At 72.9% G+C, this 20,142-nt stretch carries 19 protein-coding genes; 12 read left to right on the forward strand and 7 right to left on the reverse strand.

What is annotated here, in order from left to right; translation table 11 throughout:
* Window positions 1-267: 267 nt before the first annotated feature.
* The 5 genes from ACZ3YL_RS31050 to rny all read left to right on the forward strand — a co-directional run bounded on the left by ACZ3YL_RS31050 (window position 268) and on the right by rny (window position 5,548).
* A complete protein-coding gene (locus tag ACZ3YL_RS31050; RefSeq protein ID WP_188307099.1) occupies window positions 268-462 on the forward strand; it encodes a DUF3046 domain-containing protein in 195 nt (64 codons plus the stop codon).
* A gap of 37 nt (window positions 463-499) precedes the next feature.
* The gene (locus ACZ3YL_RS31055) at window positions 500-1,723 is read left to right on the forward strand and encodes an AI-2E family transporter (protein ID WP_411293034.1); all 1,224 of its coding nucleotides are present in this window, start codon (window positions 500-502) and stop codon (window positions 1,721-1,723) included.
* 211 nt (window positions 1,724-1,934) lie between these two features.
* Entirely contained in the window at window positions 1,935-3,053 is a 1,119-nt protein-coding gene (recA, locus tag ACZ3YL_RS31060) for a recombinase RecA (RefSeq protein ID WP_188307098.1), read from the forward strand.
* A gap of 7 nt (window positions 3,054-3,060) precedes the next feature.
* Entirely contained in the window at window positions 3,061-3,939 is an 879-nt protein-coding gene (locus tag ACZ3YL_RS31065; protein ID WP_465660550.1) for a regulatory protein RecX, read from the forward strand.
* A gap of 139 nt (window positions 3,940-4,078) precedes the next feature.
* Window positions 4,079-5,548, forward strand: a complete 1,470-nt coding sequence (gene rny, locus ACZ3YL_RS31070; RefSeq protein ID WP_465660551.1) for a ribonuclease Y — start codon at window positions 4,079-4,081, stop codon at window positions 5,546-5,548.
* On the opposite strand, the gene ACZ3YL_RS31075 is transcribed toward rny, so the two are convergent.
* From ACZ3YL_RS31075 to ACZ3YL_RS31095, 5 genes are all read right to left on the reverse strand, one after another.
* Window positions 5,545-7,278 carry an FAD-dependent monooxygenase gene (locus ACZ3YL_RS31075; protein WP_465660552.1) on the reverse strand — a complete coding sequence of 578 codons (1,734 nt, stop codon included), beginning with the start codon at window positions 7,276-7,278 and terminating at the stop codon, window positions 5,545-5,547. The two genes, rny and ACZ3YL_RS31075, sit on opposite strands and share 4 nt — an antisense overlap.
* 122 nt (window positions 7,279-7,400) lie before the next feature.
* Entirely contained in the window at window positions 7,401-8,249 is an 849-nt protein-coding gene (locus tag ACZ3YL_RS31080; protein WP_188305925.1) for an amino acid ABC transporter permease, read from the reverse strand.
* A gap of 73 nt (window positions 8,250-8,322) precedes the next feature.
* Window positions 8,323-8,973: an amino acid ABC transporter permease gene (locus tag ACZ3YL_RS31085; protein ID WP_465660553.1), complete on the reverse strand. Its 651-nt coding sequence runs from the start codon at window positions 8,971-8,973 to the stop codon at window positions 8,323-8,325.
* An 82-nt stretch (window positions 8,974-9,055) separates the two neighbouring features.
* Window positions 9,056-9,964: a glutamate ABC transporter substrate-binding protein gene (locus tag ACZ3YL_RS31090; RefSeq protein ID WP_188305923.1), complete on the reverse strand. Its 909-nt coding sequence runs from the start codon at window positions 9,962-9,964 to the stop codon at window positions 9,056-9,058.
* 118 nt (window positions 9,965-10,082) lie between these two features.
* Window positions 10,083-10,856 carry an amino acid ABC transporter ATP-binding protein gene (locus tag ACZ3YL_RS31095; protein ID WP_188305922.1) on the reverse strand — a complete coding sequence of 258 codons (774 nt, stop codon included), beginning with the start codon at window positions 10,854-10,856 and terminating at the stop codon, window positions 10,083-10,085.
* A gap of 390 nt (window positions 10,857-11,246) precedes the next feature.
* Between ACZ3YL_RS31095 and ACZ3YL_RS31100 the strand changes: the two genes are divergently transcribed.
* Together ACZ3YL_RS31100 and ACZ3YL_RS31105 are read left to right on the forward strand one after the other, a co-directional pair.
* Complete coding sequence (locus ACZ3YL_RS31100) at window positions 11,247-12,005, forward strand: response regulator transcription factor (RefSeq protein WP_188305921.1); 759 nt, start codon at window positions 11,247-11,249, stop codon at window positions 12,003-12,005.
* 6 nt (window positions 12,006-12,011) lie between these two features.
* Complete coding sequence (locus ACZ3YL_RS31105; protein ID WP_188305920.1) at window positions 12,012-13,445, forward strand: sensor histidine kinase; 1,434 nt, start codon at window positions 12,012-12,014, stop codon at window positions 13,443-13,445.
* 13 nt (window positions 13,446-13,458) lie between these two features.
* Here the strand turns inward: ACZ3YL_RS31105 and ACZ3YL_RS31110 are convergent, their stop codons facing one another.
* Entirely contained in the window at window positions 13,459-14,478 is a 1,020-nt protein-coding gene (locus ACZ3YL_RS31110) for a TAXI family TRAP transporter solute-binding subunit (RefSeq protein ID WP_188305919.1), read from the reverse strand.
* 130 nt (window positions 14,479-14,608) lie between these two features.
* On the opposite strand from ACZ3YL_RS31110, the gene miaB reads away from it, so the two are divergent.
* Window positions 14,609-16,111, forward strand: coding sequence for a tRNA (N6-isopentenyl adenosine(37)-C2)-methylthiotransferase MiaB (gene miaB / locus ACZ3YL_RS31115; protein ID WP_317621161.1), 1,503 nt, complete (start codon window positions 14,609-14,611; stop codon window positions 16,109-16,111).
* 87 nt (window positions 16,112-16,198) lie between these two features.
* A complete protein-coding gene (locus tag ACZ3YL_RS31120) occupies window positions 16,199-16,897 on the forward strand; it encodes a class III extradiol dioxygenase subunit B-like domain-containing protein (protein WP_465660554.1) in 699 nt (232 codons plus the stop codon).
* Between the two features lie 77 nt (window positions 16,898-16,974).
* Here the strand turns inward: ACZ3YL_RS31120 and ACZ3YL_RS31125 are convergent, their stop codons facing one another.
* Window positions 16,975-17,229 (reverse strand): antitoxin, encoded by a 255-nt coding sequence (locus tag ACZ3YL_RS31125; protein ID WP_465660555.1) that lies wholly within the window; start codon window positions 17,227-17,229, stop codon window positions 16,975-16,977.
* A gap of 177 nt (window positions 17,230-17,406) precedes the next feature.
* Between ACZ3YL_RS31125 and miaA the strand changes: the two genes are divergently transcribed.
* From miaA to dapF, 3 genes are all read left to right on the forward strand, one after another.
* Entirely contained in the window at window positions 17,407-18,342 is a 936-nt protein-coding gene (miaA, locus tag ACZ3YL_RS31130; protein WP_465660556.1) for a tRNA (adenosine(37)-N6)-dimethylallyltransferase MiaA, read from the forward strand.
* A 229-nt stretch (window positions 18,343-18,571) separates the two neighbouring features.
* Window positions 18,572-19,084, forward strand: coding sequence for a hypothetical protein (locus ACZ3YL_RS31135; protein WP_317621283.1), 513 nt, complete (start codon window positions 18,572-18,574; stop codon window positions 19,082-19,084).
* A gap of 51 nt (window positions 19,085-19,135) precedes the next feature.
* Window positions 19,136-20,047, forward strand: coding sequence for a diaminopimelate epimerase (gene dapF / locus ACZ3YL_RS31140; protein WP_465660557.1), 912 nt, complete (start codon window positions 19,136-19,138; stop codon window positions 20,045-20,047).
* The last annotated feature ends 95 nt before the right edge of the window (window positions 20,048-20,142 follow it).

Below are 20,142 nucleotides of genomic sequence, written 5' to 3' on the forward strand. Positions count from 1 at the left end.
TGGCAGTCTGAAAATCACCCGTCACGCCCCTCTCCGCAGCCACCCCCTGCGCCGCCCCCTTCCGCAGCGCGTCCCTCTCGCCTGGTGAGGAGGGGGTGGGTGGGGGAGGTGGGGGGAGGGGTGCGGGTGCGGGGGGGGTGGGTGCGGGTGGGGGGTTTGGGGGTGTTGTGGGCGCGCGGGCTTTCGCCCTGCGCGCCCGCTGGGTGGGTGGTGTGGGGTGGGGATCGGGAGCGGGGTGGTGGTGTGGGGGTCCGGGATACTGGGGGTATGAGGCTGACGGAGTTCTGGCGACGGATGTACGCGCACTTCGGGGAGGTGTATGCGGAGTCCTTCGCGTCCGACCATGTGATGAGTGAGCTGGGTGGGCGGACGGTGCGCCAGGCGTTGGAGGCGGGTTGGGAGGCCAAGGACGTCTGGCGGGTGGTCTGCGAGACCCAGGGGGTCTCCGGGCAGTTGCGCTGAGCGTCTGCCGCGGGGGGTGGTGGGACAGACTGTCCGGGTGACTACGAGCGGAGAGCGGAAGGGCCCGGACGAGGCGGTGCGGGTCGTGGGGCGGGAGCGGACGGGTGGCGGGGTGTTGTGGGGCGGGATGCCGCCCTGGTTGCCCCGGGCGATGGTGCTGTTCCTGGTGTTGGTGGGGGTGTTCCAGCTCGCGGACTGGGCCTTCCGGCAGTTGATCGATCTGTTCGTGATGCTGCTGGTGGCCTTCTTCCTCTCGCTGGCGCTGGAGCCGGCGGTGGACCGGATGGCGGCGCGCGGGGTGCGCCGGGGGGTGGGCACCTTCCTGGTGTTCGTCGCGGTCGGGGTCGCGGTGGTGGGGTTCCTGGCGGCGCTCGGCACGCTGTTGGTGGATCAGGTGGCGAAGATCGCCGGGGATCTGCCGCACCTGGTCGACAATCTGATCGGCTGGGTCAACCGGACCTTCCATCAGGACCTTTCGCTGGGTGAGCTGCAGAAGCGGCTGCTGAAGGACTCCGGGACGCTCGAGGGCTACGCCCAGCAGGCCGCGGACAACGTGTGGGGCGTGTCGTCCACGCTGATCGGGGGGCTGTTCCAGGCCTTCACGGTCGGGCTGTTCACCTTCTACTTCACCGCCGAGGGCCCGCGGGTGCGCCGGACGGTGTGTTCGCTGCTGCCGCCCGCCAAGCAGGCCGAGGTGCTGCGGGCCTGGGAGATCGCGCTGGCCAAGACCGGCGGTTACCTGTACTCCCGGGCGGTGCTGGCGGTGGTGTCGGCGGCCGGGCACTGGGTGATGTTCGCGCTGATCGACCTGCCGTACTCGGCCGCGCTGGCGATCTGGGTCGGCGTCATGTCGCAGTTCGTGCCGACCATCGGGACGTACCTGGCGGGTGCGCTGCCGGTGCTGGTGGCGCTCACCGTGCAGCCGGTGGACGCGTTGTGGGTGCTGATCTTCACGGTGGTCTACCAGCAGGTCGAGAACTACGTGCTGCACCCGAGGATCACCGCCAGGACGGTCGACGTGCACCCGGCGGTGGCCTTCGGCGCGGTGATCGCGGGCGCGGCGCTGCTGGGGGCCGTGGGCGCGCTGATCGCGATCCCGGCGGCGGCGACGCTGCAGGGCTTCGTCGGGACGTACGTGCGGCGGTACGAGGTGGCCACCGACCCGCGGATCGACCGGGGCGAGCAGCGGCGGGCCCGCCGGGAGCTGCGCCGGGAGGCGGCGCGGCGGCTGCGCCGGATGGTCGGCGGCGACGGGGAGTGACGGTCGGCGGGGCGGGTGGTGGGGGAGTGACCCCCGCCACCCGCCCCGCGGCGTGTTCGGGACCTGCGAGGCTTGAATCGAACAGATGTTCTTTTGTACTCTCCGGCGTGGAGTTTTCCACAGGGCGAGCCGGGTGGGGCTCGTTTGTCAGTGGGACGCGCTAGCGTCGAGGACGATGAAGCGCACAGCACAGAACCCGAGGGAAAAAGCCATGGCAGGTACGGACAAGGAGAAGGCCCTCGAGGCCGCGCTCGCCCAGATCGAGCGACAGTTCGGCAAGGGCTCGGTGATGCGCCTCGGCGAGAAGGCGAACGAGCCGATCGAGGTGATCTCCACCGGGTCGACGGCCCTGGACGTCGCCCTCGGGGTAGGCGGCATCCCGCGTGGCCGAGTGGTCGAGATCTACGGTCCCGAGTCCTCGGGTAAGACCACCCTGACCCTGCACTTGGCCGCCAACGCCCAGCGGGCCGGCGGCACGGTCGCCTTCGTCGACGCGGAGCACGCGCTCGACCCCGAGTACGCCAAGAAGCTCGGCGTGGACACCGACGCCCTGCTAGTCAGCCAGCCGGACACCGGTGAGCAGGCCCTGGAGATCACCGACATGCTGATCCGCTCCGGCGCGGTCGACCTGGTGATCATCGACTCGGTCGCGGCCCTCGTCCCGCGCGCCGAGATCGAGGGTGAGATGGGCGACTCGCACGTCGGTCTGCAGGCCCGTCTGATGAGCCAGGCGCTGCGCAAGATCGCCGGTGCGCTGAACCAGTCGAACACCACCGCGGTCTTCATCAACCAGCTGCGCGAGAAGATCGGTGTGATGTTCGGTTCGCCGGAGACCACGACCGGTGGCCGGGCGCTGAAGTTCTACGCCTCGGTGCGCCTGGACATCCGCCGGATCGAGACCCTGAAGGACGGCACCGAGGCGGTCGGCAACCGCACCCGCGTCAAGGTCGTCAAGAACAAGGTCGCCGCGCCGTTCAAGCAGGCCGAGTTCGACATCCTCTACGGCATCGGCATCAGCCGCGAGGGCGGCCTGATCGACATGGGCGTCGAGCACGGCTTCATCCGCAAGTCCGGCGCCTGGTACACCTACGAGGGCGATCAGCTCGGCCAGGGCAAGGAGAACGCCCGTAACTTCCTGCGGGACAACCCGCAGCTCGCCGACGAGATCGAGCGGAAGATCAAGGGCAAGCTCGGCATCGGCCCCAAGGTCGAGGAGCCGGCCGAGGGCGAGCCGGAGGCCGCTGGTGCCGACGGCGCCGCCAAGCCGATCGCCGCGACCGCCGCCAAGACGGCCGCGGCGAAGAAGACGGCGGCGGCCGCCAAGGCCTGAGTCGCTGATGCGGTACGAGATGGTGGGTGGCGGCCCGGCGGGCCCAGAGGACGACGACTACGGGCCGCCGGACTGGTTCGCCGCGGTAGCGGAGGAGCCCGAGGCGGGGCCGGGGCCTGCGGGGGAGCAGGTGGCGGGGGCCTCGATCGAGGCGCTGGGGCTGGTCCCGGCCTCCGAGCTGCCCACCGGGCGCCGTCGGCGCCGTTCGGCGTTGGTGGGCGGGGAGCCGGAGGCCGAGGGCTGGGATCCGGGTGGGTCCGGGGCGGCCGGGCACGGGGGTGCGGCCGCCCAGCCCGACCGTCCGCGCCGCAGCCGTCGGGGTGGGCGTTCCGGCGAGGGACTGCCGGGTGAGGCGGCCGCCGGAACGCGGAAGCGGGCCGAGGAGGACGTGGATCCGGAGAGCCGTGCCCGGGACATCTGCCTGCGGCTGCTCACCGGCGCCGCCAAGAGCCGTCAGCAGCTCGGCGACGCCCTGCGCAAGCGGGAGATCCCGGAGGACATCGCCGAGGGGGTGCTCAGCCGACTGGAAGAGGTCGGGCTGATCGACGACGCGGCCTTCGCCGCGGCCTGGGTGGAGTCCCGGCACGCTGTTCGGGGCTTGTCCCGGCGGGCGCTGGCGCAGGAGCTGCGGACCAAGGGCGTGGCCGCCGAGCTGGTCGAGCAGGCCCTGATGCAGGTCGATCACGACGATGAGACGGATGCGGCCCGGGCGCTGGTCGAGCGCAAGCTGCGGTCCACCCGGGGGCTGGATCCGCAGGTCCGGACCCGGCGGCTGGTCGGCATGCTGGCCCGGCGCGGCTACTCCGAGGGTCTCGCCTTCCGGGTGGTGCGCGGCGCGCTGGATGAGGAGGCGACCGGAGAACCGTCGGGAACCGCGTGGGAGTAGGGGAGGGAGGGGCGGTACGGCGTGTTTCTTGGTCTGAACCAGGCCGAGTCTTGACCCTTTCGTGACCCCCACCTAGCCTCGCACTCAGTGCGGGGCCGCTTCCGGACGGCGCCCAGCGCAAGGACTGGGAGTGGGGCGCATGGGGATCTCGGCGGGTACCGGTCCGGGTGGCGCCCTGCTGCCGATCCTCGGGTCGGCCGTCGCCGTCCTGTCGGTGCTCGCGGTGCTCGCCGTCCTGGCGGTCCGGCGGCTGCGGACCGCGCAGCGGCAGGCCCTGGCCGAGGCCGAGCAGGCCCGCCGATGGGCCGAGGAGCAGGCCGATCGGCAGCGGGCCGAACTCGCCCGGCGCGAGGAGATCCTGGCCGAGGAGCTGCGCAGGCTGCGCCGACAGGAGGACGAACTGGCAGAACGATCGGCCGAGTTGGCGCGCTCCCGGGGCGAGGTCGAGGCGTTGGCGGTCCGTCGGGCGGCGGCGCTGGAGCGCGCCGCCGGGCTCTCCGCCGAGCAGGCGCACGCCCAACTCCTGAGCGAGGCCGAGGAGTCGGCCCGTCGGGAGGCGGCCGTCACGGTCCGGGAGATCGAGCGCGGGGCCAAGGAGGAGGGCGAGCGCCGGGCCCGGGAGATCCTGGCCGGGGCGATCCAGCGGCTGGCCTCGGAGCAGACCGCGGAGACCGCCGTCACCGTCTTCCGGCTGCCGGGCGAGGAGATGAAGGGCCGGATCATCGGTCGGGAGGGTCGCAACATCCGCGCCTTCGAGGCCGTCACCGGCGTCAACCTGATCGTCGACGACACCCCCGCCTCGGTGCAGCTCTCCTGCTTCGACCCGGTCCGCCGGGAGGCCGCCCGGCTCACCCTGGAGCAGCTGGTCGAGGACGGCCGGATCCAGCCGAGCCGGATCGAGCACGTCCACGGGCGCAGCCGGGTGGAGGTCGAGCAGCGCTGCGTACGGGCCGGCGAGGACGCCCTGCTGGACGCCCGGATCGGCGGGATGCACCCCGAACTGGTCCGCACCCTGGGCTCCTTGCGCTACCGCGCCTCGTACGGGCAGAACGTGCTCGGGCACCTGCTGGAGTCCGCGCACCTGGCCGGGATGATGGCCGCCGAGCTCGGGGTGGACCCGGAGCCGGTGCGCCGGGCGGCGCTGCTTCACGACATCGGCAAGGCGCTCACCCACGAGGCCGAGGGCAGCCACGCGGCGGTCGGCGCGGACTTCGCCCGACGGCACGGGGAGTCCCCCGAGGTGGTGCACGCGATCGCCGCGCACCACGGCGAGGTGGAGCCCCGTACGGTGACGGCCGTGCTGACCCAGGCCGCGGACGCCTGCTCGGGCGGGCGGCCGGGCGCGCGCAAGGAGTCGCTGGAGCTGTACGTGCGGCGGCTGGCGCGGCTGGAGGAGATCGCCCGCGCGCACACCGGGGTCGCCGAGGTGTACGCGATGCAGGCCGGGCGCGAGGTGCGGGTGATGGTGCGGCCGGACACGGTGGACGACCTCGGGGCGGAGCTGATCGCCCGCGAGGTGGCCCGGCAGGTCTCGGCGGAGCTGACCTACCCGGGCCAGATCCGGGTGACGGTGGTCCGGGAGAGCCGGGCCACCGCGGTGGCGGGCTAGGCCTGGCTGGCCGAGTCCACCTGCTGGGGTTCGGGTTCCGGGGCCGCCTCGGGTTCGGGCTCGGGCGGGCCGGTGATCGGGGTGGGGCCGCCGCGGGCGCGGTCGGCGAGGACCAGGAGGTCCTCGGCGGCGGCGCCCTGGGTGACGCCGACCAGGTGCCCGTCCGGCCGGATCAGCAGCACGGTGTGCGGTCCGGCACCCGGGTACTCCTCGGTGACCAGCACCTCGGCCGGTACCGGCAGGGCGGCGGCGACCTCGCCGAGCCGGGGCATGAGTCCGGCGCTCAGCCAGTGCTCGGCGGACCACACGGCGGTGCCGGGGGCGACCAGCAGCAGCAGGAAGGTGGCGCCGAGCCGGGCGTGCAGGTGGTCCGGGGTGCCGTCGGCGGTGAGCACCGGCAGGTCCGGGACGAGCACGCCGGGGGCGGTGGCGGGCAGCAGTTCGCTGAGCGAGGTGGCGCCGCGGGCGCCGCGCTGGACCGGCACCCGGCCGGGGACGCCGGAGGGTGCCGCCGGGTAGGCGGGCGCGCCGCCGAAGCGGCCGGTGCCCAGCTGGCCGTCGGCGAGCAGCGGGGCGTGCTTGCGGAAGCCGCCGACCAGCAGCGAGCGGCGGGTCTGCTGCCAGCCGCGCAGCGGGCGCAGCAGCGGCATGGACTGGTCGACGGCGCGCAGCCGGGCGCCGACCGCGCCGCGCCGCTCGGCCTCGTAGCCGTCCAGCAGCGAGCCGCCGGGCTGGGGGCCGCCGGAGTGGAGGTGCCAGGCGAGGGAGAGCCGCCAGGCGAGGTTGTCGGCGTCGCGCAGGCCGTCGGCGAGGTTCTGCATGCCGAGTGCGCCGTGCAGGTGGGCGGCATCGCCGGCCAGGAAGCAGCGGCCGCTGCGGAAGCGGGCGGCGAGGCGCTGCTGGGCGGTGTGGTCGGCGGCGGCGAGCAGTTCGTAGCGGGGGAGTTCGCCGCACCAGCCGGTGAGCGTGGCGGTGACCCGGGTGAGCAGGGTGTCGCCGGTGACGATGCCGGGCCAGGTGGCGTGCGGGTCGACCTGTTCGGTGGGGGTGGGCCGGCCGGGGGGCAGGCGCCAGTCGAGCCGCCAGACGCCGTCCGGCAGCGGACGGGCGGAGGCTTCGCGGTCGCCGCGCCAGGGGGGTTCGCGGTGCAGCCGGGCGCCGTCGAAGGGCAGGTCCACCCGGACGGTGGCGATGGCGTTTCGGTCGACGGCGGGGCGGCCGGGGAAGCGGATCTTCAGCAGTTTGCGGACGGTGGACCGGGCGCCGTCGCAGCCGACCAGGTGGCTGCCGCGCCACCAGGTGGCGGAGCCGTCCTGGGTGCCGTGGGTGCGGACGCTGACCCCGTCGCGGTCCTGTTCGAGCTCGACGACCCGGTTCAGCGGGACCAGCCGGACCAGCGGGGTGCCGGTCAGGGCGTCCCGCAGGCCGCGCTGGAGGCGGTGCTGGGGGAGGTGGAAGGCGGGGGAGTCGGTGAGGTCGATCCGCAGCACCTCCTGGCGGCGCCGCCAGACGGCGAAGGAGTCCCACAGCGCCGAGTCGGAGACGGCGCGGGAGTAGCCGATCCGGGTCAGGAAGGCGGTGGAGTCGGGGCCGAGGACGACGCTGCGGGGGCCCTCCGGGCAGAGCCCGGAGCCCTCGTCCAGGACGACGGTCGGCACCTCGTGCCGGGCCAGCGCGAGGGCCAGGGCCAGACCGACCGGTCCGGCCCCGACCACGATCACCGGATCCATGCGGGAACCTCCGGGCCCGAACCGGCCCATGGGCCGGCGTCGGTTACCGCTGCCGCATATGCCGCGTGGATGCTCCCGGGAGGTGTCACGAAGAGCAATGCAACAGTTCGCCTGGGTGTCCGTCAAGCAGCAGGTGAAGTGCGCCGGTTCGCGCCGCGACGGCCGCGTGCCTCGATCCACCGCGCGAGCGCGGTCAGCAGGAGGCACAGGGCGATGTAGATCGGCGCGATCACCAGGACCACGGGGATGTAGGGGAAGCCCGCGGCGTTCATCGGCTGGCTGGCGATCTTCTTGCCCATGAACAGCAGCTCGTTGTAGGTGATGATGAAGCCCAGCGAGGTGTCCTTGAGGGTGACGACCAGCTGGCCGATCATCGACGGCAGCATCGAGCGGACGGCCTGCGGGACCAGGATGCCGGACATCACCTGGGTCTTGCGCATCCCGAGGGCGTACGCCGCCTCACCCTGGCCGCGCGGCACCGCGTTGACGCCGCTGCGGATGATCTCGGCCTGGACGGCGCCGTTGTAGAGGGTGAGGCCGAGCACCAGCGCCCACATCGGGTTCTTGGCGAAGAACGCGTAGTAGAGCCCGACGATCAGGATCAGCAGCGGCATCGCCCGGAAGAACTGGACGACCGAGGTGCAGACCCAGCGGACCGGCCGGTGGTCGGACAGCTGTCCGGCGGCCAGCAGTGCGCCCAGGGTGAGCGAGAAGGCCGCCGCCAGGCCGAAGGCCTTCAGGGTGGCCAGCAGGCCGTCCACGATCATCTGTTGGACGAAGGTGTACTGGAACGGGTCCCACAGGTCGGCGTCGAACTGGCCGTTGTCGGCGAGCGCGGAGACGACGTACCAGAGCAGGCCCGCGATGCCGATCAGCGAGAGGACGCCGAAGACGCGGTAGCGGGTGCGGGCCCGGGGGCCGGGGGTGTCGTAGAGGACACTGGCCGAGGCCTGGCGCTGGAACAGACTCATGCGTCCACCTCGCCGCGCTCCGCGGGGGCATTCGCCCGTACGCACCTCTTGATGATGTGCTCGCTTCGCTCGCTCATCGGGCCACCGCCAGTCGGGATTCCAGGACGCGGAAGAACGAGGCGACCGTCGCGCTGATCAGCAGGTAGGCGCAGGCCACCCAGAAGAAGATCGAGAAGATCGAGTAGCCGCGCTCGGAGAAGGTCTGCTGGGCGCTGTACAGCTCGCCGACGCTGAACGCGCCGGCGATCGCCGAGTTCCTCGGCAGTGCGATGAACACGCTGCTCATCGGGGCCAGCACGGTGCGGGTGGCCTGCGGCAGGACGACCAGGGTGAGGGTCTGGAAGAAGTTCATGCCGAGGCTGCGGGCCGCCTCCACCTGGCCGAGCGGCACGGTGTTGATGCCGGAGCGGATCACCTCGCAGACGAACGAGGCGGTGTACCCGCCGAGCGCCAGCACCGCGAAGCCGAGGTGGCTGAAGTGCACGCCGAGCGGCGGCAGGCCGAAGGTGACGGCGAAGAACAGCAGGGTCAGCGGGGTGTTGCGGAACAGCGTCACCCAGGTGGTGCCGAAGGCGCGCAGGACCGGCACCGGGGAGACCCGGAAGGCCGCCAGCAGGGTGCCCAGCAGCAGGGCGAGCAGGGCGCTGAGCGCGCTCAGCTCGATCGTCTGCAGGAAGCCGTCGCGGAACAACGCGAAGTTGTCCTGCTCGAACAGGAACCCCATCCGGCGGCCCTCCTCTCACAGATGGTCAGAACAGATGGTCAGAACAGATGGTCGGCGTAGGTGATCGGGTACGGCGGCCGGATCAGTAGCGGTCGAGGGTCGGGATCGCCGGGGCGGCCGAGCCGGACGCGCCCAGGGTCGCGTCGTAGGCCTTCTTCCAGTCGCCGTTGTCCTCGTGGGCCTTGAGGGAGTCGCTGATCGCGTCGCGCAGCGCCTTGTCGTCCTTGTTGAGGCCGACGCCGTAGTTCTCCTTGGTGAACGGCTTGCCGACCACCCGGAGCTTGGGCGAGTACTTGGAGGCGTAGCCCTTGAGGATCGCGTCGTCGGTGGTGACCGCGTCGACCTCGCCCGACATCAGCTTCTCGACGCAGGCCGAGTAGGTGTCGAACTGGGTGATCTTCGGGTTGTACTGCTTGATGTTCTGGATCGAGGTCGAGCCGGTGGCGGTGCAGACGTTCTTGCCGCCGATGCTCTCCGGGCCGGTGATCGAGGTGTTGTCGCTCTTCACCAGGAAGTCCTGGCCGGCGATGTAGTACGGGCCGGCGAAGGAGACCGTCTTCTTGCGCTCGTCGTTGATGCTGTAGGTGCCGACGTAGAAGTCGATCTGGCCCTTGGCGATGGCCGGCTCGCGCTGCGAGGAGACCAGGGTCTGCCACTTGATCTGCTGCGGGGTGAAGCCGAGGTCGGCGGCGACCATCTTGGCGATCTCGATGTCGAAGCCGCTGCGGTCGCCGCTGGCGACGTCCTCCCAGCCGAGGTTCGGCTGGTCGGCCTTGGCGCCGATGATCAGCTGGCCGCGCTTCTTGGCCTCGGCGATGATCGGGGAGTCGACCTTGACGTCGGTCTTGACCGTGTAGGCCGGCAGCGCCGGGGCGCCGCCGGCGCTCGCCGAGTTCGCGGAGGAGGCGGGCGTGCCGTCCTTGCCGCAGGCGGCGGTGGCGGTGAGCGCGACGGCACAGAGCGCCACGGCGAGGGTGCGGGAAGTCCTCATGAGGGTGTTCTCCTGGGGCTGGGCCGCGGCGTCAACCGGGCTCTGGCGTCTGGAAGTCGTGCACGGGCAGGGCCGGCCGGCGTCGTCGCCGGCTGCGGCCCCGCGTGGTCTCGAAGGGTCAGTGGTGCAGGATCTTCGAGAGGAAGTCCTTGGCGCGGTCGGAGCGCGGCGCGGTGAAGAAGGCGTCCGGGGTGTTCTGCTCGACGATCTTCCCGTCGGCCATGAACAGCACCCGGTTGGCGGCGGAGCGGGCGAAGCCCATCTCGTGGGTGACCACGACCATCGTCATGCCGTCGGCGGCCAGTTGGCGCATGACCTCCAGCACCTCGTTGACCATCTCCGGGTCGAGGGCCGAGGTCGGCTCGTCGAAGAGCATCACCTTCGGCTTCATCGCCAGCGCCCGGGCGATCGCCACGCGCTGCTGCTGGCCGCCGGAGAGCTGGGCCGGGTACTTGTCCGCCTGCGCCCCGACGCCGACCCGCTCCAGCAGTTCGCGGGCGGTCTTCACGGCGTGCGAACGGACCACCTTGCGCACCTTGACCTGGGCGAGGACCACGTTCTCCAGCACGGTCTTGTGCGCGAACAGGTTGAAGGACTGGAACACCATGCCGACCTCGGCGCGCAGCCGTGCCAGCTCCCGGCCCTCGGCGGGCAGCGGGCGGCCGGACAGGGTGATCGTTCCGGAGTCGACGGTCTCCAGCCGGTTGATCGTGCGGCAGAGCGTGGACTTGCCCGACCCGGACGGGCCGATCAGCACCACCACCTCGCCCTGGCTGATCTCCAGGTCGATGTCCTGCAGCACGTGCAGCGCGCCGTAGTGCTTGTTGACCTTGCTCAGCACGACCAGCGGGGCGGCTGCGGGGGTGGAGTCCTCGACCGGCTTCTCGGTCATCGCGCCTTGCTCCCTTTGTGTCGAACTGAGTTGGTTCCTGCCTGCCCTGGAGTTCCAACTCCCTTGAGCGGCAAAGGTGGTACGAATCCGGGAGCCACGACCGGCGGAGCCGCAGCCCCCGGTGGGGTGACCATAGGAGCGCTGACGGTGCCCCGTCAGCCGATCTGAGCGGAACTTGAGGATCACGAAACGGCCACGCGATCCGTACGTACTGTTCGCGAGTGTGTCGACGGGGCATGTCACAGCGGGAATCCGCACCGCCGCCGGCCGTCCCCCACAAGCCCGGTACGCGGTCGAACCTGGCGCCCGGACGCCTGCTGGCCCATACTGCGCAGGACCGGGCCCCGCGTGAACGGCCCGGTGATCACGTGGGGGAAGGAGGAGAACAGGATGCGACTGCTGCTCGTCGAGGACGACGAACGCGTGGCCGCGGCGCTGGTCGCGGTGCTCGGCCGGCACGGCTTCCAGGTGCGGCACGCCCGCAGCGGGCACGAGGCGCTGGACGCCCTGGTGCCGGACGGCAACGAGCCGTACCGCGTCGTGCTGCTCGACCTCGGGCTGCCCGACCGTGACGGCTTCGAGGTCTGCAGCCGGATCCGGGCCGGCAGCGGGGTGCCGGTCATCATGGTGACCGCCCGCGCCGACATCCGCTCCCGGATCCACGGCCTCAACCTCGGCGCCGACGACTACGTCACCAAGCCGTACGACATGGGCGAGCTGCTCGCCCGCATCCACGCGGTCGCCCGCCGCGGCGCCCAGCCGTCCTCGGCGGCGGCGCCCGCGCCCGACTCCGTACCGCAGCAGCGCGGCCCGCTGGAGTCCCGCGGCATCCGGATCGACCGGGAGCGCCGCCGGGTCAGCGTGGACGGCCGTGACGTGCCGCTCACCCGCAAGGAGTTCGACCTGCTGGCGCTGCTCGCCCAGAGCCCCGGCGTGGTCTACCGCCGCGAGCAGATCTTCAGCGAGGTCTGGCGCAGCGGCTGGGAGGGCAACGGCCGCACCCTGGAGGTGCACATCGGCTCGCTGCGCAACAAGCTCGCGCTGCCGGGCCTGGTCGAGGCCGTGCGCGGCGTCGGCTACCGCCTGATACCCGACTCCCCGTCCACCACCGCGGCCGACCAGGCCCCGTCCGCCCCCGCGGAGCACTGACCGCACGTGCGCACCCGCCTGCTCGGCATCCTGATCGCCCTCATGCTCTGTGTCCTGGCCGCCCTGGGGCTGCCGCTCGCGGCGGCGTTCGCGGCGGCCGAGCAGAGCCGGGTGGTGGTCGACCGGCTCGACGATGCCGCCCGCTTCGCCCAGGACCTGCCCACCTCGGGCGCCGCCGCCCTGGACTCCGCCCGCAAGGCCGACCCGGAGCCCGCCCCCGGCGACCTCAGCCGACGGCACGCGATCGACGCCGAGGTCCAGCGCTACTACGACCTGTACGGCGTGCGGCTGGGCATCTTCCAGCGCGACGGCATGCCAATCGCGGTCGCGCCGCACGACTGGCGGGTGCCCGCCGTCGGCTGGGGCGCCCAGGCCTTCCAGGAGGCGCTCGACGGGCGGCGCAGCCACAACCCCCCGCAGGTCTGGCCGTGGACCGAGGACCGGACGATCACCGTCGCCGCCCCGGTGGTGCGCGACGGCGACGTGGTCGCGGTGGTGCTCAGCGAGTCCCCGACCGGGGCGCTGCGGGCCCGGGTGCTGCACAAGTGGCTGGTGCTGGCCGGCGGCGAGGCGGCCGCGATGGCCGTCGCCGTGCTGCTGGCCGTCCGGCTCACCGAGTGGGTGCTGCGCCCGGTGCGCACCCTGGACCGGGCCACCCACGACATCGCCACCGGGCAGATGGCCGCGCGGGTCGCCCCCGGCGGCGGGCCGCCCGAACTCCAGCGGCTGGCAAGGTCGTTCAACGAGATGGCGGACCACGTGGTGCACGCCATGGACCAGCAGAAGGCCTTCGTCGCGGACGCCTCGCACCAACTGCGCAACCCGCTCTCGGCGCTGCTGCTGCGGGTCGAGGTGCTCGGGCTGGAGCTGCCCGAGGGCCACGAGGAGGAGGTCAGCGGCGTCCGGGAGGAGGGCACCCGGCTGGCCCGGGTGCTGGACGACCTGCTCGGCCTGGCCACCGCCGAGCACGCCCGTCCCGAACCCGAGCGGACCGACCTCGCCCAGCTGACCCTCGCCCGGGTGGACGGCTGGCGGCCGGTGGCCGAGCAGCGCGGCATCGAACTGCGCTGGGACGGTCCGGCGCTGGCCATCGGCATGGCGGACCCGATCGGCTTCGGCTCCGCGCTGGACGCCGTCCTGGACAACGCGCTCAAGTTCGGCCCGGCCGGCAGCCAGGTGCGGCTGCGGGTCGCGGTGCGCCGGGACGAGGTCGCGGTGACCGTCACCGACGCCGGGCCCGGGCTCACCGAGGACGAGGTGTCCCGGGCCGGGGACCGGTTCTGGCGCAGCGCGCGGCACCAGAACGTGGACGGCTCCGGGCTGGGCCTGTCCATCGCCCGCACCCTGCTGACGGCCGGCGGCGGCTCGCTCGGCTTCGCTCCGGTCGAGCCGACCGGGCTGGCGGTGACCCTGGCGGTGCCGCGGCCGGAACGGCCGTAGTCGGTCCGGCCGGCTAGGGCTTCACCGAGCGGTAGTAGCGCGCCGCGCCCTCGTGCAGCGGGAGCGGGTCGGTGTAGACGGCGGTGCGCAGGTCGACCAGCTGGGCGGCGTGCACCTGGGCGCCGATCTGGTCCCGGCTGTCGATCACCGCTCGGGTCATGCCCTCGATCAGCCCCGGGTCCACGTCGTCCCGGGTGACCAGCAGGTTGGGCACGGCCATGGTGGCGACGGCGTCCTTGGGCTCGGCGTTCGGGTAGGTGCCCTTGGGCATGGTGGCCGCCCGGTAGGCGTCGACGCCGTCGCCCTCGGACTTGTGCAGCGCCTCGGAGAGGTCGGCCAGCGGGACGATCCGGATCCGCATGTGGTCGGAGAGGTCGGTGAGCGCGCTGGTCGGCAGGCCGCCGGACCAGAAGAAGGCGTCGATCCTGCCCTCGCGCAGCTCGTCGGAGCCGTCGCTGACGCCCCCCGGCACCGGCGTTATGTCGTGGTCCGGGTCCAGGCCGGCCGCGGTCAGCAGCCGCCTGGTCACCAGGTTCACCCCGGACTGCGGCAGGCCGACGCCGACCCGCAGGCCCTTGAGGTCGGCGGCGCGGCGCACCGTGGAGTCGGCCGGGACGACCAGCTGCAGGTAGTCGTCGTACAGCCGGGCGATCGCCCGCAGCTTGCCCTTCCCCGGCCCCTGGTAGTCGGCGACCGCGTCGGCGGTGGCGATGGCGAAGGTGTCCTGGCCGCTGATCACCCGGGTGAGGTTGTCCACCGAGCCCTCGGAGCTGTCCAGGGCCAGCCGCACCCCCGGCATGGTCTGCGAGACGTGGCTCTGCAGCAGCTGCCCGTACCGGTCGTAGACCCCGCGCGGGACGCCGGTCGCGAAGCGGGTCTCCCCGCGCGGGTACCCGGGCGAGCGGGCCGCCGACAGCCACCAGCCGCCCAGCCCGGCGACCAGCAGCACCAGCACCAGCACCGTCCGCCACAGCGGGCTGCGGGCCGCGCGGCGGACGGCGGCGCCGAGACGTGACGGATCGGTGGGGGTCATGCAGGGATACTGCCAGGCGCTCCCCCCGAACGGGAGGGGTCGCGCCGAGCATCTGCGCGCGGAAGGCTCCGGGGCCGCCTTGACGAAGATCCGGGAATGGGCGGCTCGCGGCTGCCCGTACCCTGGTCTGGTGAGCGGTGAGAGCGGATTGAAGAGCTACAAGGTCGTCACGCACGGCTGTCAGATGAACGTCCACGACTCCGAGCGGCTGTCCGGCCTGCTGGAGGACGCGGGTTACGTCAAGGCCGGGCCGGACGGCGACCCGGACCTGGTCGTGTTCAACACCTGTGCGGTGCGCGAGAACGCCGACAACAAGCTGTACGGCAACCTCGGGCAGCTCGCGCCGGTCAAGGGCCGACACCAGGGCATGCAGATCGCCGTCGGCGGCTGCCTGGCCCAGAAGGACCGCGAGTCGATCGTCAAGCGCGCCCCCTGGGTCGACGTGGTGTTCGGCACCCACAACATCGGGCACCTGCCGGCGCTGCTGGAGCGGGCCGCGGTCGAGCGCAAGGCCCAGGTCGAGATCCTGGAGTCGCTGGAGACCTTCCCCTCCACGCTGCCCACCCGCCGCGAGTCCGCGTACGCGGCCTGGGTCGCCATCTCGGTCGGCTGCAACAACACCTGCACCTTCTGCATCGTCCCCGCGCTGCGCGGCAAGGAGGAGGACCGCCGCCCCGGCGACGTCCTCGCCGAGATCGAGGCGCTGGTGGACGAGGGCGTCATCGAGGTGACCCTGCTCGGCCAGAACGTCAACGCCTACGGCTCGGACCTGGGCGACCGCGAGGCCTTCTCCAAGCTGCTGCGCGCGGCCGGCCTGATCGAGGGCCTGGAGCGGATCCGCTTCACCTCGCCGCACCCGCGCGACTTCACCGACGACGTGATCGCCGCGATGGCCGAGACCCCGAGCGTGATGCACCAGCTGCACATGCCGCTGCAGTCCGGCTCGGACCGCGTCCTCAAGGCGATGCGCCGCTCCTACCGGCAGGACCGGTTCCTCGGGATCATCCGCAAGGTCCGCGAGGCGATGCCGGACGCGGCCATCTCCACCGACATCATCGTGGGCTTCCCCGGCGAGACCGAGGAGGACTTCGAGGAGACGATGCACGTCGTCCGCGAGGCCCGCTTCACCAACGCCTTCACCTTCCAGTACTCCAAGCGCCCCGGCACCCCCGCCGCCGAGATGGCCGACCAGGTGCCCAAGGAGGTCGTCCAGGCCCGCTACGACCGGCTGATCGCCCTCCAGGAGGAGATCTCCTGGGACGAGAACAAGAAGCAGGTCGGCCGCACCCTGGAGATCCTGGTCGCCGAGGGCGAGGGCAAGAAGGACGACAGGACCCAGCGCCTCTCCGGCCGCGCCCCCGACAACCGGCTCGTGCACTTCACCAAGCCCGACGAGCCGGTGCGCCCCGGCGACGTGGTGACCGTCGAGATCACCTACGCCGCCCCGCACCACCTGCTGGCCGAGGGCCCCACCCTCGCGGTGCGCCGCACCCGGGCCGGCGACGCCTGGGAGAAGCGCCAGGCCAAGCCCGCCGACAAGCCGGCCGGCGTGCTGCTCGGCCTGCCGGGCATCGGCGCCCCGGCCCAGCTGCCGCTGGCCGCCCCGGCGGGCGGTGCCTGCTGCGGCGACTGACCCGCGTGCCCCGACGGCGGCGAGCGCGCGAACAGGAGCTCCCGAGCTCCGGCCGGGCCGTTCGGCTTCCCGGCTAGAGTGATCCGCATGCTGGTAGCCGCCGCCGTGTGCCCCTGTCCGCCGCTGCTCGTCCCCGAGGTCGCCGCCGGGGCCGCGCCCGAGCTGGACGGGCTGCGCGCCGCGTGCGACGAGGCGCTGGCGGCGTTGGTCGCGGCCGGGCCGCAGCTGGTCGTGGTGGTCGGCGCCGGGCCGGAGGCCGAGGTGTGGACCGAGGGCGGGGCCGGCTCCTTCCACCGCTACGGGGTGCCGCTGGTCGCCAAGCTGCCCGGCGGGCGGGTCGAGGGCCCGGAACTGGCGCCCTCGCTGACCATCGGCGCCTGGCTGCTGGAACGCGCCGGGGTGACCCTGCCGACGCACGCCTGCGCGGTGCCCGCCGACGCCCCCGCCGACCGGATGCTCGGCCTCGGCCAGGGCCTGGCCGGCCTCGCCGACCGGGTCGCCCTGCTGGTGCTCGGCGACGGCAGCGCCTGCCGCACGCTGAAGGCGCCCGGCTACCTGGACGAGCGGGCCGAGGGCTTCGACGCCGCGCTGGCCGCCGCCCTCGGCTCGGCCGACCTGCCCGCGCTGGCCGCCCTGGACCCGGCCCTGGCCGCCGAGCTGAAGGCCGAGGGCCGGGCGCCCTGGCAGGTGCTGGCCGGCGCCGCCGAGGGCGCCGGCCTCACCGCGCGGCTGGGCTACCAGGACGCGCCGTACGGGGTCGGGTACTTCGTGGCGTCCTGGAGCTGAGCCTCAGGACCGGAGCTGAGCCTCTGGACCGGGGCCGAGCTCCAGGACTGCGCTGAGCCTCAGGACGGCGCTGAGCCTCAGGACTGCGGGGGCCGGCCGTCGCCGCCCTCGCCCTCCGGCTTGGGCTTGTGGGCGAAGTCGCCCACCGCGTCCTTGGCCTTGTCGGCGCCGTGCTCGATCTTGTCGCTGTACTTGCCCTTGGTCGCCTTGTCGATCGCGCCGCCGGCCTTGTCGACGATGTGCTCGATCTGGTCGCTGTGCTTGCCGGCGAGCTCGCTGGCCTTCTCCTTGAGCTCCTCGGCCTTGCCCTTGAGGTTGTCCATCAGACCCATGGCGATCTCCTTCGTTCCCTGTCTCCTGCACAACGCATCCGACCGGTAAAGAGTTCGCAAAGCCGGCCGGGGGTGGAAACGGCCGGAGACGGCCCGGGAAACAGTCACATCCTCGCGCAGCCGACGGCGGGCGGCAGCCCGGCCCCGGTCGCGGCGGCGGTTTGGGAGACTGGAGCGGTGAGCAGCTCCCGTGTGATCAGCATCGTCGGCGCGACCGCCGCCGGAAAGTCCGACCTGGCCGTCGCCATCGCCCGCAGCCTCGGCGGCGAGGTGATCAACACCGACTCGATGCAGCTGTACCGGGGCATGGACATCGGCACCGCGAAGCTGACCATGGCCGAGCGCGAGGGAGTGCCGCACCACCTGATGGACGTCTGGGACGTCACCGAGACCGCCAGCGTCGCCGAGTACCAGCGGCTGGCCCGGGCCGAGATCGACCGGCTGCTCGTGGCCGGCCGCACCCCCGTCCTGGTCGGCGGCTCCGGGCTGTACGTCCGGGCCGCGATCGACGAGATGGAGTTCCCCGGCACCGACCCGCAGGTGCGCGCCCGGCTGGAGGCCGAACTGGAGCAGGCCGGCCCGTACGCGCTGCACCGGCGGCTGGCCGAGCTGGACCCGGCGGCCGCCGAGGCGATCCTGATCGGCAACGGGCGGCGGATCGTTCGCGCCCTGGAGGTCATCGAGATCACCGGGCAGCCGTTCACCGCCAACCTGCCGAGCAACACCGCGGTGTACGAGGCGGTGCAGATCGGCGTCGCCGTGCCGCGCCCCGAGCTGGACGAGCGGATCGCGCTGCGGGTCGACCGGATGTGGGAGGCCGGGCTGCTGGACGAGGTGCGGGAGCTGGAGCGGGTCGGGCTGCGGGAGGGCCGGACCGCCTCCCGGGCGCTCGGCTACCAGCAGGTGCTCGACCACTTCGCCGGCGAGTGCACCGAGGACGAGGCGCGGGCGGAGACCGTCCGGGCCACCAGGCGCTTCGCCCGCCGCCAGGAGTCCTGGTTCCGCCGGGACGACCGCATCCACTGGCTCTCCCGGCCGGCCGGCACCGACCCCGTCGAGCTGCTGGAACGCTCCCTCGAACTGATCGGCCGTCAGGGAGTTCCGGCCGCATAGGTGCTGTTCCGGCCAATTCGGCGGTGCACCTGCGCGCGCAGGTGACCGTGCAGGACGAACCGGGGGTCACGGCCCGATCACGTGATGGCCACGGATCACCCGAGGACCCCGGTCAGGCCCCGAACGTCCCCTCTGGACATGCCATCATCGATGCCATAAGGGTCGGCCCGTGCGGGTCGGCCGTGCCCGGCCGCGAGTCCGCTCGTGTCGAACTGTCAGGGGAGGCCGTGTGTCGACGGGTACCGGCCCCGAAACCGGCCAGGGCGGAAGCGTCACCGCGCCGGCCGAGGAGTTCGACGAGTCCACGCGGGGGGACCTCCCCGTGCTGACCGGCCTGGAGGCACCGACCTCGTACGCGGCCGCGGTGCCCGCGCTGGACACCCGCACCCCGCCGGACGCCGCGGTGCACGAGCGGGAGATCCGGCCGCGGCGCCGGCTCCGCTGGTGGCAGACCCTGCCGATCGCCCTGCTCGGCACCCTCGGTTCGCTGATGTTCGCCTTCCCGCTCGCCTTCGGGTCGGCCGGGGCGCGCGCCACCATGGTCGGGATGCTCGGGCTGCTGTTCACCGCCGCCTCGGTCGGCTGGGGCGCGATGGCCGCCCGGCACGCCGGCTACAAGTGGCCCGGGCTGCCGCGCCGGGGCTCCGGGCAGCGGGCCGGCTGGCAGGCCATCGTGGTCTACACCCTGATCGCGCTGGTCGCCTGCGCGCTCGCGGTGTGGCGGGTCGCCTACCTGCGCTGAGGACGCCGCCTGCGCCGAGCCGGCCGCGGGGCTCTCAGTACCATCGGTGGGGTGAGCGCATCCTCTCCTCAGCAGCGGGCCGGTCTCCCCTTCTTCAAGGGGCACGGCACCCAGAACGACTTCGTGATCGTGCCCGACCCGGACGGTGTGCTGGAGATCGGCCCGGAGGCCGTCGCCGCGCTGTGCGACCGGCGGGCCGGCATCGGCGGCGACGGGCTGCTGCGCGTGGTGCGCGCGGCCGCCGACCCGGCCGCCGCGAGCCAGGCCGACCGGGCCGAGTGGTTCATGGACTACCGCAACTCCGACGGCAGCGTCGCCGAGATGTGCGGCAACGGCCTGCGGGTGTTCGCCCGCTTCCTGGTCGAGGCCGGCCTGGCGAAGCCCGGCGAGCTGGCGATCGCCACCCGCTCCGGGGTGCTCACCGCGAAGGTCGCCGAGGACGCCGCGGACGGGACCTCCGGCGACGTCACCATCGACATGGGCCGGGCCCGGCTGCCCGGACCGGACGGCATCGAGGTGGCCGTCGGCGAGCGGCGCTGGCCGGCCCTGAACGTCAACATGGGCAACCCGCACGCGGTGGCGTTCGTGGCGAGCCTGGACCAGGCCGGGGACCTCTTCAGTGCACCGCTCACCAGCCCCGAGGGCGTCTACCCGGAGGGCGTCAACGTCGAGTTCGTGGTGGACCGCGGCCCGCGGCACGTCGCGATGCGGGTGCACGAGCGCGGTTCGGGCGAGACCCGCTCCTGCGGCACCGGCGCCTGCGCCGTCGCGGTGGCGGCGATCCGCCGGGACGGCCTGGACCCGGCGGTCACCGGTACGGCGGTCTCGTACACCGTGGACGTGCTGGGCGGCCGGCTGGTGATCACCGAGCACCCGGACGGCCGGGTGGAGATGACCGGGCCGGCGGTGATCGTGGCCGAGGGGCGGCTGGACGCGCGCTGGTGGGAGTCGCTGGGCCGGTAGTGACGGCCCGGTTTGCCCACTTCGTACGGTGACGAATCCCCCCGATCGGGTGATACCGGTCGCGGACGGGAATCACGGCGTCGCGGAACGTGCTC

Source organism: Kitasatospora sp. NPDC023176 (genome assembly GCF_055560495.1).